Source organism: Pseudomonas sp. BP11-1-1, assembly GCF_052112105.1.
GTDB lineage: Bacteria > Pseudomonadota > Gammaproteobacteria > Pseudomonadales > Pseudomonadaceae > Aquipseudomonas > Aquipseudomonas alvandae.
Map to the genome: position 1 here is coordinate 1 of NZ_JAUTYU010000008.1, position 14,426 is coordinate 14,426.

14 protein-coding genes are annotated in these 14,426 nt (G+C 59.7%); 7 read left to right on the forward strand and 7 right to left on the reverse strand.

The window, feature by feature from the left end; translation table 11 throughout:
- The 4 genes from Q7C33_RS16850 to gcl all read right to left on the reverse strand — a co-directional run.
- A partial coding sequence (locus tag Q7C33_RS16850; protein WP_407683815.1) for a glycerate kinase type-2 family protein occupies nt 1-576 on the reverse strand: 576 nt, incomplete at its 3' end.
- 147 nt (nt 577-723) lie between these two features.
- Entirely contained in the window at nt 724-1,614 is an 891-nt protein-coding gene (locus Q7C33_RS16855) for a 2-hydroxy-3-oxopropionate reductase (protein ID WP_217861457.1), read from the reverse strand.
- A gap of 42 nt (nt 1,615-1,656) precedes the next feature.
- Nucleotides 1,657-2,439: a hydroxypyruvate isomerase gene (gene hyi / locus Q7C33_RS16860; RefSeq protein ID WP_198798358.1), complete on the reverse strand. Its 783-nt coding sequence runs from the start codon at nt 2,437-2,439 to the stop codon at nt 1,657-1,659.
- A gap of 138 nt (nt 2,440-2,577) precedes the next feature.
- Nucleotides 2,578-4,353, reverse strand: coding sequence for a glyoxylate carboligase (gene gcl, locus Q7C33_RS16865; RefSeq protein WP_030142311.1), 1,776 nt, complete (start codon nt 4,351-4,353; stop codon nt 2,578-2,580).
- Between the two features lie 268 nt (nt 4,354-4,621).
- Here gcl and Q7C33_RS16870 point away from each other — a divergent pair, with 268 nt between their 5' ends.
- Nucleotides 4,622-5,062 carry a GlcG/HbpS family heme-binding protein gene (locus tag Q7C33_RS16870; protein WP_407683816.1) on the forward strand — a complete coding sequence of 147 codons (441 nt, stop codon included), beginning with the start codon at nt 4,622-4,624 and terminating at the stop codon, nt 5,060-5,062.
- Between the two features lie 96 nt (nt 5,063-5,158).
- Nucleotides 5,159-6,229: an alpha/beta hydrolase gene (locus Q7C33_RS16875; protein WP_407683817.1), complete on the forward strand. Its 1,071-nt coding sequence runs from the start codon at nt 5,159-5,161 to the stop codon at nt 6,227-6,229.
- Between the two features lie 23 nt (nt 6,230-6,252).
- Here Q7C33_RS16875 and Q7C33_RS16880 read toward each other — a convergent pair whose 3' ends face one another.
- Nucleotides 6,253-6,858 carry a TetR/AcrR family transcriptional regulator gene (locus Q7C33_RS16880; RefSeq protein ID WP_407683818.1) on the reverse strand — a complete coding sequence of 202 codons (606 nt, stop codon included), beginning with the start codon at nt 6,856-6,858 and terminating at the stop codon, nt 6,253-6,255.
- 131 nt (nt 6,859-6,989) lie between these two features.
- On the opposite strand from Q7C33_RS16880, the gene Q7C33_RS16885 reads away from it, so the two are divergent.
- Together Q7C33_RS16885 and Q7C33_RS16890 are read left to right on the forward strand one after the other, a co-directional pair.
- The gene (locus tag Q7C33_RS16885; protein ID WP_407683819.1) at nt 6,990-7,904 is read left to right on the forward strand and encodes a DUF808 domain-containing protein; all 915 of its coding nucleotides are present in this window, start codon (nt 6,990-6,992) and stop codon (nt 7,902-7,904) included.
- A gap of 151 nt (nt 7,905-8,055) precedes the next feature.
- Nucleotides 8,056-8,412, forward strand: a complete 357-nt coding sequence (locus Q7C33_RS16890; RefSeq protein ID WP_225936115.1) for a DUF805 domain-containing protein — start codon at nt 8,056-8,058, stop codon at nt 8,410-8,412.
- An 82-nt stretch (nt 8,413-8,494) separates the two neighbouring features.
- Here Q7C33_RS16890 and Q7C33_RS16895 read toward each other — a convergent pair whose 3' ends face one another.
- Both Q7C33_RS16895 and Q7C33_RS16900 read right to left on the reverse strand, forming a co-directional pair.
- Nucleotides 8,495-9,283, reverse strand: a complete 789-nt coding sequence (locus Q7C33_RS16895) for an MlaA family lipoprotein (protein WP_407683820.1) — start codon at nt 9,281-9,283, stop codon at nt 8,495-8,497.
- Complete coding sequence (locus Q7C33_RS16900; RefSeq protein ID WP_030142305.1) at nt 9,276-10,574, reverse strand: serine/threonine protein kinase; 1,299 nt, start codon at nt 10,572-10,574, stop codon at nt 9,276-9,278. Before Q7C33_RS16900 ends, Q7C33_RS16895 begins: the two co-directional genes overlap by 8 nt.
- A 427-nt stretch (nt 10,575-11,001) precedes the next feature.
- Between Q7C33_RS16900 and Q7C33_RS16905 the strand changes: the two genes are divergently transcribed.
- The 3 genes from Q7C33_RS16905 to Q7C33_RS16915 all read left to right on the forward strand — a co-directional run bounded on the left by Q7C33_RS16905 (nt 11,002) and on the right by Q7C33_RS16915 (nt 14,138).
- Nucleotides 11,002-11,856 (forward strand): glycine betaine ABC transporter substrate-binding protein, encoded by an 855-nt coding sequence (locus Q7C33_RS16905; RefSeq protein WP_030142304.1) that lies wholly within the window; start codon nt 11,002-11,004, stop codon nt 11,854-11,856.
- A 315-nt stretch (nt 11,857-12,171) separates the two neighbouring features.
- Nucleotides 12,172-12,483 (forward strand): DUF485 domain-containing protein, encoded by a 312-nt coding sequence (locus Q7C33_RS16910; protein WP_030138324.1) that lies wholly within the window; start codon nt 12,172-12,174, stop codon nt 12,481-12,483.
- Nucleotides 12,480-14,138, forward strand: coding sequence for a cation acetate symporter (locus Q7C33_RS16915; RefSeq protein ID WP_030138325.1), 1,659 nt, complete (start codon nt 12,480-12,482; stop codon nt 14,136-14,138). Before Q7C33_RS16910 ends, Q7C33_RS16915 begins: the two co-directional genes overlap by 4 nt.
- Nucleotides 14,139-14,426: the final 288 nt, after the last annotated feature.

Sequence of the window (14,426 nt, forward strand, 5' to 3'; positions counted from 1 at the left end):
TGTGGCCAGGTCGCCGGGCACGTCGGAAATCGCATAGGTGTAGACCGTCGCCGGCCAGCAGGCTTTGCCCAGGCGTCCGCCCTTGATCGCCGAGAGGTGCTTGCGCACGCAATTCATCTCGCCGATGGTCGCGCCGGATTTGAGCAAGGCTTTGTTGATCGATTGTTTGTCGGCCAGGGTAATGCCGGCCGCCGGCAAGGCCAGCAACGCCGAGCCCCCGCCGGACAGCAGGAAAATCACCCGGTCGTCTTCATTCAGGTTGCTGACGAGTTGGAGCACCCGTCCAGCCACTTCCAGGCCGGCGGCGTCCGGCACCGGGTGAGCGGCTTCCACTACTTCGATTTTCTGGCAGGGCGCGCCATGGCCGTAGCGGGTCACCACCAGGCCGCTGACCTCGCCCTGCCAGCAACGCTCGACCACTTGCGCCATCGCGGCCGCCGCCTTGCCGGCACCGATGACGATTACCCGGCCGCTGCGGTCGCTGGGCAGGTATTGTTCGAGGACGTGCTGCGGATGCGCCGCGTCGATGGCTGTGGCAAACAGCTCGCGCAGCAGTTGTTGCGGATCGACCGACATGGCGGGCTCCCGATTTTTATTATTGGTGTTGTCGCAGCCCCTGTGGGAGCGAGCTTGCTCGCGATAGCGGTTTTACATTCAACAACGATGTTGGCTGGACCACTGCTATCGCGAGCAAGCTCGCTCCCACAAGGGGCGGTGCAGGGCTTATTTGTCGCGGATCGAGAAATTGGCCATGTGCTCCAACCCCTTGATCAACGCCGAGTGATCCCAGTTGCTGCCACCGATGGCCGCGCACGTGCTGAACACTTGCTGGGCGTTGGCGGTGTTGGGCAGGTTGATGTTCAGTTCCTTGGCGCCTTGCAGGGCCAGGTTCAGGTCCTTCTGATGCAGGCTGATGCGGAAGCCGGGGTCGAAGGTGCCCTTGATCATGCGCTCGCCGTGGACTTCGAGAATCTTCGACGAAGCGAAACCACCCATCAGTGCTTCACGAACCTTCGCCGGGTCAGCGCCATTTTTTGCGGCGAACAGCAGCGCTTCGGCCACCGCCTGGATGTTCAGGGCAACGATGATTTGATTCGCGACTTTCGCGGTCTGGCCATCGCCGTTGCCGCCGACCAGGGTGATGTTCTTGCCCATGGCCTGGAACAGCGGCAAGGCGCGCTCGAAGGCGGCACTGTCGCCACCGACCATGATGCTCAGCGTCGCGGCCTTGGCACCGACTTCACCGCCGGACACCGGGGCGTCGAGGTACTGGGCGCCTTTTTCGTTGATTTTCGCCGCGAAGGTTTTGGTGGCGGTCGGCGAGATCGAACTCATGTCGATCACCACTTTGCCCTTGCCCACGCCAGCTGCGACACCGTCGGCGCGGAACAGCACGTCTTCGACCTGCGGAGTGTCCGGGACCATGACGATGATGAACTCGGCTTCCTGGGCCACTTCCTTCGGATTGGCCAATGCCACCGCGCCACCGGCCAGCAGGTCGGCCGGGGCCGGGTCGTGGTGCTGGGACAGGAACAGGCTGTGACCGGCTTTTTGCAGGTTCAGTGCCATTGGGTGGCCCATGATGCCGGTGCCGATGAATCCGATTTTAGCCATGAAAAAATCCTCTCTTATTAAAGTGCCCGCGGACGCTTGTGGTCAGATCGCGTTATGGGTTTTCAGCCAGCCCAGTCCCGCTTCAGTGGTGGTCAGCGGCTTGTATTCGCAGCCGATCCAGCCCTGGTAGCCGATGCGGTCCAGGTGTTCGAACAGGAAGCGGTAGTTGATCTCGCCCGTGCCCGGCTCGTTGCGGCCCGGGTTGTCCGCCAGTTGCACATGGTTGATCTCGCCCAGGTGCGCCGACAGGGTCCGGGCCAGGTCGCCTTCCATGATTTGCATGTGATAGATGTCGTATTGCAGGAACAGGTTGGCGCTGCCCACCTGCTCGCGGATCGACAGGGCCTGGGCCGTGTTGTTCAGGTAGAAACCAGGAATGTCGCGGGTATTGATGGCTTCCATCACCAGCTTGATGCCTTCGCCTTGCAGCTTTTCGGCGGCATACTTCAGGTTGGCGACGAACGTTTTTTCCGCCAGAGCCTCGTCGCACTTCTGCGGACGAATCCCGGCCAGGCAATTGACCTGGGTATTGCCCAGCACTTTTGCGTAGGCAATCGCCAAGTCGACCCCGGCGCGGAATTCTTCGACCCGATCCGGCAGGCAGGCGATGCCGCGCTCACCCTTGGCCCAGTCGCCGGCCGGCAGGTTGAACAGCACCTGGGTCAGGCCATTGGCGTCGAGCAGGGCCTTGAGTTCGGCGGAGCTGTAGTCGTAGGGGAACAGGTATTCGACGCCACTGAAACCGGCCTTGGCGGCCGCTTCGAAACGGGCGAGGAAATCCTGCTCAGTGAACAGCATGGACAGGTTGGCGGCGAAACGCGGCATGGTGGTCTCCTGTAAATAGTTGGCAGGCCTCCCTTGTGGGAGCGAGCTTGCTCGCGATAGCGGTGTGCCTGCTTGCATTCCTATTGAATGTAGCGCCGTCATCGCGAGCAAGCTCGCTCCCACAGGGACGCCGGTCGGTCAGTCGAGTAACGAAATGGCGGTCGGTGCATCGTTGCCCACCAGCGCCAGGTCTTCAAATTCATTGACGGCGTTGATCTCGGTGCCCATGGAAATATTGGTCACCCGTTCGAGGATGATCTCGACGATCACCGGCACCTTGAACTCTTCGATCATCTCCTGGGCCTTGCGCAGCGCCGGTTGGATGCCGGACGGTTCGAACACCCGCAACGCCTTGCAGCCCAGGCCTTCGGCCACGGCGATGTGGTCCACGCCGTAACCGTTGAGCTCCGGTGCGTTGAGGTTGTCGAATGACAACTGCACGCAGTAATCCATGTCGAAGCCGCGCTGGGCCTGGCGGATCAAGCCCAGGTAGGAGTTGTTCACCACGACATGGATGTACGGCAGCTTGAACTGCGCGCCCACCGCCAATTCCTCGATCATGAACTGGAAATCATAGTCGCCCGACAACGCGACGACCTTGCGGCTCGGATCGGCCTTGACCACCCCGAGCGCGGCCGGAATGGTCCAGCCCAGGGGACCGGCCTGGCCGCAGTTGATCCAGTGGCGTGGCTTGTAGACGTGGAGGAACTGCGCGCCGGCGATCTGCGACAGGCCGATCGTGCTGACGTAGCAGGTGTCCTTGCCGAACACCTGGTTCATTTCCTCATAAACGCGCTGCGGCTTGACCGGCACGTTGTCGAAGTGGGTCTTGCGTTGCAGGCTGGCCTTGCGTTGCTGGCAATCCTGGAGCCAGGCGCTGCGGTCCTTCAGCTTACCGGCGGCTTGCCATTCGCGGGCCACTTCGATGAACACGGTCAAGGCCGAAGCCGCGTCGGAAACGATGCCCAGGTCTGGAGTGAACACGCGGCCGATTTGCGTCGGCTCGATGTCCACGTGAATGAACGTGCGGCCTTCGGTGTAGACGTCCACCGAACCGGTGTGACGGTTGGCCCAACGGTTGCCAACGCCCAGCACCACGTCGGATTTAAGCAGCGTTGCGTTGCCATAGCGGTGGGAGGTTTGCAGACCGACCATGCCGACCATCAACGGGTGATCGTCGGGGATCGTGCCCCAGCCCATCAAGGTCGGGATGACCGGGATACCGGTCAGCTCGGCGAACTCCACCAGCAGTTCGCTGGCATCGGCATTGATGATGCCGCCGCCGGCCACCAGCAACGGGCGTTCAGCCTGGTTGAGCATCGCCAGGGCTTTCTCGATCTGCACACGGTTGGCCGCGGGTTTGGCCAGGGGCAGCGGCTGGTACGCATCGATGTCGAATTCAATCTCGGCCATCTGCACATCGAACGGCAGGTCGATCAGCACCGGGCCGGGGCGGCCGGAGCGCATTTCGTAGAAAGCTTTCTGGAAGGCATACGGCACCTGGCCCGGTTCCAGGACGGTGGTCGCCCACTTGGTCACTGGCTTGACGATGCTGGTGATGTCCACGGCCTGGAAATCTTCCTTGTGCATACGGGCGCGGGGCGCTTGCCCGGTGATGCACAGGATCGGGATCGAATCGGCAGAAGCGCTGTAGAGCCCGGTCACCATATCGGTACCGGCCGGCCCCGAAGTACCGATGCACACACCGATATTGCCGGCCTTGGTGCGGGTGTAGCCCTCGGCCATGTGCGAGGCGCCTTCAACGTGCCGAGCGAGGACATGATCGATGCCGCCAACTTTTTGCAGGGCGGAGTACAGCGGGTTGATCGCAGCACCCGGGATGCCGAAGGCAGTGTCCACGCCTTCACGGCGCATCACCAGGACGGCGGCTTCGATTGCTCTCATTTTGCTCATTATTTTGTGCCTCTTACGTTTTGTAATTGTATACAAGTGGCTTTGCGGCAGAGTGTATTCATGGCGAATGGCGCAGGTCAATCCCTTTCCTCAAGCACGCGTTTAATTCGTTTGGAACCTGATTCTACTGCGGCCTTTTGTCGCCGAAGGTGATTTGCGTAAATTATTGTATACAAAAACATATATTGTTGTGTTCTATTTGTGGCGTTCGGTTTTTCTGAAAGTGAAGCCGCCAAGGCTTTCCCATAACAAAAGAAGGACAGCATCCATGAGCGTTCTAACCTTGAAAATTGCCATCAACCTGGCGGGGCAGGCCCTCGCCGCAGGTCGCGAAATCAGCGCGGCACCCTTGACCGTCGCGGTCCTGGACAGCGGCGGGCACCTGGTGGCCTTGCAGCGTGAAGACGGCGCCAGCCTGCTGCGCCCACAAATCGCCATGGGCAAGGCATGGGGCGCCATCGCCCTGGGCAAGGGCTCCCGCCTGCTCGCCCAGGACGCCCAACAGCGCCCGGCGTTCTTTGCGGCTTTGAATGGTCTGGGGCAAGGCAACATCGTGCCGGCGCCGGGCGGGGTATTGATCCGGGATCAGGAGGGCAGGGTCCTGGGGGCGATCGGGGTGAGTGGGGATGTTTCGGATGTGGATGAGCAGGTGGCGGTGAGGGCGGTGGAGGCGGTGCAGTTGAGGGCGGATGTGGGGGTTACGTCTTGATGTAAAAAAATGGAGTCATTCGCCAGGGCGGCGATGACGAAGTGGGGGCGCATCGATAAGCTGCCGCCCTCTCGTTTTGTATCAAGGAAGATTTGCGTGAATACGCTATTTCGCATCATTTTGACCATGACAATGGCTCTCTGTACCCCCCTTTTGAAAGCCGCAGAGGTGGATGTCGATGAGGTTGCCTATCAGGCGCTTAAACCAATAGTCGCTGCGCTGATGAATGCCGATGACGCCGAAGACCTGATCGCAAGGGGTGAACAGCTTGAGCAGCGCGACAGTTTGCAAGCCATCGCCGTTTATCTGGCGGCGGTTCGTGAGGATCCCAAACAAATGCTGGCGCCTTACAAGGTCGCCTCGCTGTTTGCTTACCGCGGTGATTACAAACTGGCAGAGCGCTATTTGAAAGTGGCCGATGAGCGTGGCATGTGGTTCGGTCCGTTGATGGCCGATGACCGGAACTTGATCGGTCTGCGCCAGATATCCACATTCAAGCGAGTATTAGCCAACGCCCAGAACCGCTATGAACAAATCGCCGGCGACAAAGTAGGCGCGATTTCGGTACTCAATCCTTCCGGTACTCCAGCGTCTTCAGTATGCCGACCGGTAGTGGTTCGGCTGCATGGATACGGCGGCAACGGTGAACTTGGCGAGGATTATCAGTCGCTGGCGGACACCGGCGCGATCCTCTTGGGCATCAACGGTACTGAAATGACCGACAGTGTCGACAGCTTCCGTTGGATCGGTCCGGGTTTCGAAGGCACGCATCAAGCTGTTCAATCCGGATTGAAAAAACTGGCCACGCGACATTGCATTGACCGGAAGCACATCTACCTGATGGGTTTCTCCCAAGGGGCTCTACACGCTGGGGCTTTGCTGGCGCAGCACCCGGATGATTATGCTGGCGCGCTTCTGATTTCGCCCGGGGGGTTGCAGTCGACCCCGACTACAAGCCTGGCTCAAGGGAAAAGAGTGGTTGTGATCCACGGCAAGATGGAGGCGGCCAGCAACCAGGAAATGAGCGCAGAGTTTCGCAAGCTGTTTAGTGAAGCTGGAGACAACAAGGTCAGGTCGGTCGAACATGAGGCAGGACATCGTTATCCTGACGACTGGAGAACTTCGTTGCCTCAGGCGTTGCATTGGCTGATGGGTAGCGAGGCCTGACATTCACGCGACCGGAGGCTGCGTCAGTCCACCTCACACCCCTTCAAAACCAACCGAATAATCGTCTGCGCCGCCGCTTCGTAATCCGCCTCATCCAGCTTGGCCTTGCCGGTCACGGCGCTGATCTGCCAGTCGAAGTCGGCATAGGTCTGGGTGGCGGCCCAGATGCTGAACATCAGGTGGTTGGGGTCGATGGGGGCGATCTGGCCGCGGTCGATCCAGGTCTGGATGCAGTCGATGTTGTGCCGGGCCTGGGCGTTGAGCTGTTCGACGAGGTCGGCGCTCAGGTGCGGGGCGCCGTGCATGATTTCGCTGGCGAAGACTTTCGAGGCGAAGGGCAGGTCGCGGGAAATGCGGATCTTGGAACGGATGTAGTGGCTCAGCACTTCGCCCGGCTCGCCGTCGGCGTTGAAAGGGGTGGAGGCCTGGAGAATCGGTTCGATGATGCTTTCCAGCACCTCGCGATAGAGGTTTTCCTTCGACTTGAAGTAGTAGTAGACGTTGGGTTTGGGCAAGCCCGCCTTGGCCGCGATGTCGCTGGTTTTGGTCGCGGCGAAGCCCTTGTCGGCAAATTCTTCGCTGGCGGCACGCAGGATCAGTTCTTTGTTGCGCTCGCGGATAGTGCTCATAAACCCTGGGGTTCCTTGCCGATTATGGCGGTGGCGCATGGTAGCACCGGCCTCGCGCGGCGCTCAAGAATGCCCCAAGGACGCGTCGCTCGCGCTATGCTGCGCAGCATTATTGTTCAAGGAGCCCCTCCATGGCTGGAAGCAGTTTGCTGGTTCTGATCGACGACATTGCCACGGTACTCGACGATGTGGCGTTGATGACCAAGATGGCCGCCAAGAAAACCGCCGGTGTGCTCGGTGATGACCTGGCGCTCAATGCCCAGCAAGTCTCGGGCGTGCGTGCCGAGCGGGAATTGCCAGTGGTCTGGGCAGTCGCCAAGGGCTCGTTCATCAACAAGCTGATCCTGGTGCCATCGGCGCTTGCCATCAGCGCGTTCGTCTCTTGGCTGGTGACGCCGTTGTTGATGGTCGGCGGCGCCTACCTGTGTTTCGAAGGGTTCGAAAAACTTGCCCACAAATTCCTTCACAGCAAGGCTGAAGACCAGGCCGAACACGCGCAACTGGTCGAGGCGGTAGCGGATCCGGCGGTCGATCTGGTGGCCTTCGAGAAGGACAAGATCAAGGGCGCGGTGCGCACCGACTTTATCCTCTCGGCGGAAATCATCGCCATCACCCTCGGCACTGTCGCCGATGCGCCGCTGACTCAGCAGGTGATCGTGCTGTCGGGCATCGCCATTGTCATGACCGTCGGTGTGTACGGCTTGGTGGCGGGAATCGTCAAGCTTGATGACCTGGGCTTGTGGCTGACCCAGAAGCCAGGGCAGGCCGCCAAAAGCATTGGCGGAGCCATCCTGCGCGCGGCGCCCTACATGATGAAAAGCCTGTCGGTGATCGGTACGGCGGCGATGTTTCTGGTGGGCGGCGGCATCCTGACCCATGGCGTACCGGCGGTGCACCACTGGATCGAAGGTGTCGCGGCGAGTGCCGGCGGTGCTGGGTTCATCGTGCCGATGCTGCTCAATGCGGTGGCGGGGATTGTCGCGGGGGCGGTGGTGTTGGTGGGTGTGATGGCGGTGGGTAAGGTCTGGAAGGCCCTGAGGAGTTGAAGCGTCGCTTTTTAAGACAATGCTTTCAGGCTTTTCCTACTTTTATCGATTGAGGGCTTCCTTAAACTCCCCCGCGCTATTCGGCCGGTATTGGCTCGAATAGATTTTCCGCCAGCTAAGGGAGCGTTTGATGAAATGGTATTGGCAAGTGATGCGGCAGTACGCAACGTTTAGAGGGCGTGCAAGCAGAGAGGAGTATTGGATGTTCTTCCTGTTGGAGCTCTGCTTGTGGCTGCTTTTCTTTGGGTTTGGTATCGCCACCGGATTGAACAAAGAGATTTATTTCCTATTGTTGTATCCGGCTTATTGCCTCCTGACCGCTTGCCCTCGATTGGCTGTTACGTGGCGGCGTTATCACGACATGAATAAAAGCGGGCTGAATATTTTCTGGGGAGCAGTGCCAGTGGTTGGTCCGTTCATCGTACTTATCAGCTTGGCGGCAAGCGGTACGAAAGGTCCGAACAATTACGGCCTGGACCCGTTGAACCAGCCGGTAGCAGATAGCTGAATAAGGCTGGACGCTTAGACAGCGGTAATAAAAAAGGCCATTCGTTTTTCATCGAGTGGCCTTTTTTTGTCGGGGCGTGTGCCTACTCGGCGATCTGCAACTTGCGCGACTCGGTATACACGTAGCGCACCTTTTCATACTCGAACGGCGAGTTCAGCTGGCCGTAGCGGAAGCTGGTCTGGTAGCGCTTGTCCACGCCGCGCAGGAGCAGCAGTTCCGGGTGGTTGGCGCTGACTTCGGAGACGTTCAGGAAGTTGATCGCCGATTCAGCGGTGTAGTCCACCAACAGCCCCGAGGTGTCGCGCAGATTCGACGGGCCGAAGATCGGCAGTACGAAATACGCGCCGGCCGGTACGCCATAGAAGCCCAGGGTCTGGCCGAAGTCTTCGCTCTGGCGCGGCAGGCCCATGGCGGTGGCCGGGTCCCACAAGCCGGCGATGCCGACGGTGGTGTTGAGCAGCAGCCGAGCGGTGGTTTCCATCGAACGCTTGCCCTTGAATTGCAGCAGGCTGTTCATCAGGTTCGGCACGTCGCCCAGGTTGTTGAAAAAGTTGCTCACACCGGTGCGCACGAAGCCCGGGGTGACGTAGCGGTAGCCATCGACCACGGGCAGGAATACCCATTGGTCGAAGCGGTAGTTGAAGTGATAGACGCGGCGGTTCCAGGATTCCAGCGGGTCGTAGACGTTCAGCGCGTTGAGCGTCGAACGTTCGAATTCGCGTTGGTCCAGGCCCGGGTTGAACTTGAGCTTGGTCAGCGGTTGCTTGAAGCCATCAGCATCCACCACCACAGGCGCATCGGCCTTGCTGTTATCGGCGTGGACCATGCCCGCGCTCATTAACGCGGCGATCAGCAGGAGGTATTTAGCCACGGAAGAACTCCAGCATGGCGTCGCTGTTGACGCGGTAGTTAAGGTTGCCGCAGTGGCCGCCCAGCGGATAGACCGTCAGGCGATCGCCAAACGTCTTGCGCAGGAAGCCCAGGTCACCCGGGCCCAGGATCACATCGTCGGCGTTGTGCATGACTGCAATCTTGGAGCTGCCCTGCAGATAATCCTTCAGCGCGTACAGGCTGACCTGGTCGACCAATTGCAGCAGGCTGCCGCCGTCGGTGCGCGCGCGCCACATCGGGATTACTTGTTCGGTGAGGTAGCAGTCGAAATCGCATTGCAGCGCACGCTTGAGGAACGGTGTCAGGCTGGTGCTTTCGGTGATCGGGAACTTGGGTGGGATGATCAAGCCGCGACGGTTGATCAGGTCCGAGGTGAAGGCGATGTCGGCCGCCGAGAAACGGAACGAGGTGCCGATCAGCATCGCCATCTGCTCGTTGCTCAAGTGTTGCTTGGACTGTTGGAAGTCATAGAGCAGGGCATCGTTGAGGTCGATGTAGCCTTTTTGCTGGAAGTAGCGGGTCAGCTTGTTCAGCACCAATTCATAGAAAGTGGTGGTGCTGTTGATGCCCTTGACCTCGGTCTGGACGAGTTTGTCCAGGTTGGTGATCGAGGTGTAGAGGTTCACCGGCGGGTTCAGCAGCAGGACTTTCTTGAAGTTGAAGCTGCGCCGGGTTTCGTCCAGATGCGCGACGAAGGCTGCGTCCAGTGCGCCGAGGCTGTAGCCGGTCAGGTAGTACTCGGTGACGGGCACTTTCGGATTTTGCGCGCGCACGGCCTGCATCACCCGGTACATGTCTTCGGCGTCTTCCTTGGTGATGCCAGGGGTGGCGAAGCGCGAGGCGGCGCTCATGAAGTCGAAGCTGGTGGGCGAAGACAGCTGCACCACGTGATATCCGGCCTTGTAGTAGAGGCGCTTGAGGTACTCGTTGAGGGTGCTGTCGTAGCGCGCACCGGTGCCCGCGATCAGGAAGATCAGCGGTGCGGGTTTGTCTTGGGTGGCCATGCGGTAAGTGAGGCTTTTCACCGGCCAGAAATTGTCTGGCAGGATGAATTCGCGTTCCGGACGCAGGGTCAGGCTGTGGTCCGATTGATTGATGTCCTCGATCAGCGGCAGCTCCGGACGCAGGTCCGGCGGCGTGGTGGCGATGGTCGCCTCGAACGGGTTGGTCAAAGGGTAGCCATAGCTGGCGGCGTCAATATCTGCCGCCAGCGCGGACGCACTCAAGATAAGGCCGCCGAGTAGGGCAGCGAAGCGCAAGGAACGGAGCATGACTGGATCCCTTAGAGGAAGGTGCCGAATGAGGTTCGCAGCCTATGACCACCGCAGCGAAGCCAAGTGCCATGACGGCTGCAAAACAAGCGCGAATGGGGCGCAATAGTAGCGGGACAATACACGTTGGGGCGTGGTGGCGGCTAGTGACCTGGCGGCTTGGCTGGGTCGTGCATGCAAGATTTGATCGAAATCTACGGACTCGGGCGCCGGGAATGGCTTGCTGGCTTTCTGATGTCGTTTCTCGTTGCTTCGGCGTCGCAGACAGAGCAGGTTCCAGATCGGCGCAGGTTGATGATCAGTCGGTCAGTACTCCACTGGCGTTCCGACCGGTTTGCAGGCGAGCGTGATGGGGGCGCTGTGCACCATAACAATACGTTGAAGCCGCTCGGCATCCGTCGGGCGCAGCACTTTCGGGGAAGTAACGATGAAGATGCGACGAATCTTGGGCGCAGGTGCCGCACTGGTACTGGCGATCAGCTCCACCCTGGCAAGCGCCGAGACCAAAACCTTGAGCATTGGCTACGTTGACGGCTGGTCCGACAGCGTCGCGACTACCCACGTGGCTGCCGAGGTGATCAAGCAGAAACTCGGCTATGACGTGAAGCTGCAAGCCGTCGCGACCGGAATCATGTGGCAGGGCGTTGCGACCGGCAAGCTCGATGCGATGCTATCGGCCTGGTTGCCGGTGACCCATGGCGATTACTGGACCAAGAACAAGGACCAGGTCGTCGACTATGGCCCTAACTTCAAGGATGCGAAAATCGGCTTGATCGTGCCGGAGTACGTCAAGGCCAAGTCGCTCGAAGACCTGAAGACCGATGACTCCTTCAAGAAACGCATCGTCGGCATCGACGCCGGTTCAGGCGTGATGCTCAAGACCGAACAGGCGATCAAGGACTACGACCTGACCGGTTACCAACTCAAGGCCAGTTCCGGCGCCGGCATGATCGCCGAGCTGACCCGTGCCGAGAAAAAACAGGAATCCATCGCCGTCACCGGTTGGGTGCCGCACTGGATGTTCGCCAAATGGAAACTGCGCTTCCTGGAAGACCCGAAAGGCGTCTATGGCGCGGCTGAGACTGTGAACAGCATCGGCAGCAAGGGCCTGGAAGCCAAGGCGCCGGAAGTGGTCGAGTTCCTGAAGAAGTTCCAGTGGGCTTCGAAAGACGAGATCGGCGAAGTCATGCTGGCGATCCAGGAAGGTGCCAAGCCGGAAGCGGCTGCCAAGGATTGGGTTGCCAAGCACCCGGACCGCGTGAAGGAGTGGACCGGCAAGTAATCGACCTGGTCTGGCTGTTTCGAAAGCCGCATGACGTTGTGTCATGCGGCTTTTTTGTGCCTGCAATTCTGCGCGCAACGCAAACCCCTGTGGGAGCGAGCTTGCTCGCGATAGCGGTGTGTCAGCTTGCATCTACACTGACTGTGCTACCGCCATCGCGAGCAAGCTCGCTCCCACAGGGGAGGGCTTGGGTTTTTTTGCGGGAAACTGGCAAAACCGTCATGTCGTTCTAATACTAAGGTCGTCTGGAACCTGGCCTCGAGCCGCATAGAGTAGAGCTGTTCCAAATAAATCTGTGCTGCGAGGATAAAAACAATGAACGACAGCATTTACCTCTCGATTCAAAACAGCCCGCGCTTCAAGGAGCTGGTGAAGAAACGAGAAAAATTCGCCTGGATTCTCTCGGCGATCATGCTTGGGCTGTATTCCGGCTTCATCCTTCTGATCGCCTACGGGCCGCATATTCTCGGGGCCAAAATGTCCCCCGGATCCACCATCACTTGGGGTATCCCTATCGGGGTCGGCCTGATTCTCTCGGCCTTCGTCCTGACGGGCATTTACGTGCGACGTGCCAACGGCGAGTTCGACGACCTGAACAATGCGATTCTCAAGGAGGCTCAGCAATGATCCGGCGTCTACTGGCTCTTCTGAGCATTGCAGCATTTGCACCGGGCGCCTGGGCGGCTGAAGCGCTGACCGGTGCCGTGCAGAAACAACCCCTCAACGTTGCCGCTATCCTGATGTTCGTGGCCTTCGTTGGCGCGACCCTGTACATCACATACTGGGCGTCGAAGAAAAACAACTCGGCGTCCGACTACTATGCGGCCGGCGGCAAGATCACTGGCTTCCAGAACGGCCTGGCAATTGCCGGTGACTACATGTCGGCGGCGTCTTTCCTGGGGATTTCCGCGCTGGTGTTCACTTCGGGCTATGACGGCCTGATCTACTCCATCGGCTTCCTGGTGGGCTGGCCGATCATCCTGTTCCTGATCGCCGAACGCCTGCGCAACCTGGGTAAATACACCTTTGCCGACGTGGCGTCCTATCGCCTCGGGCAAACCCAGATCCGCAGTCTGTCCGCCTCCGGCTCATTGGTGGTGGTGGCGTTCTACCTGATCGCGCAAATGGTCGGCGCCGGCAAGCTGATCCAACTGCTGTTCGGCCTGGACTACCACGTTGCGGTCATCCTGGTCGGCATCCTGATGTGCCTCTATGTGCTGTTCGGCGGCATGCTGGCCACCACTTGGGTGCAGATCATCAAGGCTGTGTTGTTGCTGTCGGGTGCGTCGTTCATGGCCCTGATGGTGATGAAGCACGTCAACTTCGACTTCAACATGCTGTTCGCCGAAGCGGTCAAGGTCCACCCTAAAGGTGAGGCGATCATGAGCCCTGGCGGCCTGGTGAAGGATCCTATCTCGGCCTTCTCCCTGGGCTTGGCCCTGATGTTCGGTACCGCTGGCCTGCCACACATCCTGATGCGCTTCTTCACCGTGAGCGACGCCAAGGAAGCTCGCAAGAGCGTGCTGTATGCCACTGGCTTCATCGGCTATTTCTACATTCTGACCTTCATCATCGGCTTTGGCGCGATCCTGCTGGTCAGCACCAATCCCGCCTTCAAGGACGCGGCAGGTGCCTTGCTGGGCGGCAACAACATGGCGGCGGTGCACCTGGCCAACGCGGTGGGCGGCAGCATCTTCCTGGGCTTCATCTCGGCGGTGGCGTTCGCGACCATCCTGGCGGTGGTAGCGGGCCTGACCCTGGCCGGTGCCTCAGCGGTGTCCCATGACCTGTATGCCAGCGTGATCAAGAAAGGCAAGGCCAACGAGAAGGATGAGATCCGCGTCTCGAAGATCACCACCATTGCCCTGGCAGTGCTGGCGATCGGCCTGGGCATCCTGTTCGAGAAGCAGAACATCGCGTTCATGGTGGGCCTGGCGTTCTCCATCGCGGCGAGCTGCAACTTCCCGGTGCTGCTGCTTTCGATGTACTGGAAGAAGCTGACCACCCGTGGCGCCATGATCGGCGGCTGGCTGGGCCTGGTCAGTGCCGTGGGCCTGATGATCCTCGGCCCGACCATTTGGGTACAGATCTTGGGTCACGAGAAGGCTATCTTCCCGTATGAATACCCGGCGCTGTTCTCGATGATCATCGCGTTTACCGGCATCTGGTTCTTCTCCGTCACTGACAAGTCGGCTGAAGGTGCCAACGAGCGGGCGCTGTTCTTCCCGCAGTTCGTGCGTTCGCAGACTGGCCTTGGGGCGAGTGGGGCGGTTAACCACTAATGCAGCGATAAGTGCTTGAAGAAATACCCCGGTCGAGAGGCCGGGGTATTTTTTTGTGCCGGGTTCGTGGGTGGCAGGCCTGCCGCCATCGCGAGCAAGCTCGCTCCCACAGGGGATCTCCAGTGAGCACAAGTTTGGGTTTCACAACGGGCCAACTGTGGGAGCGAGCTTGCTCGCGATGGCGTCGGTTCTGCCAATGCAGCTTCTGGATCGGATAAAAGAGGCATAAACAAAACAGCCCCTGCTCTTATATAAGAAGCGGGGGCTGTTTCGGTGCAGTCAGGAGCC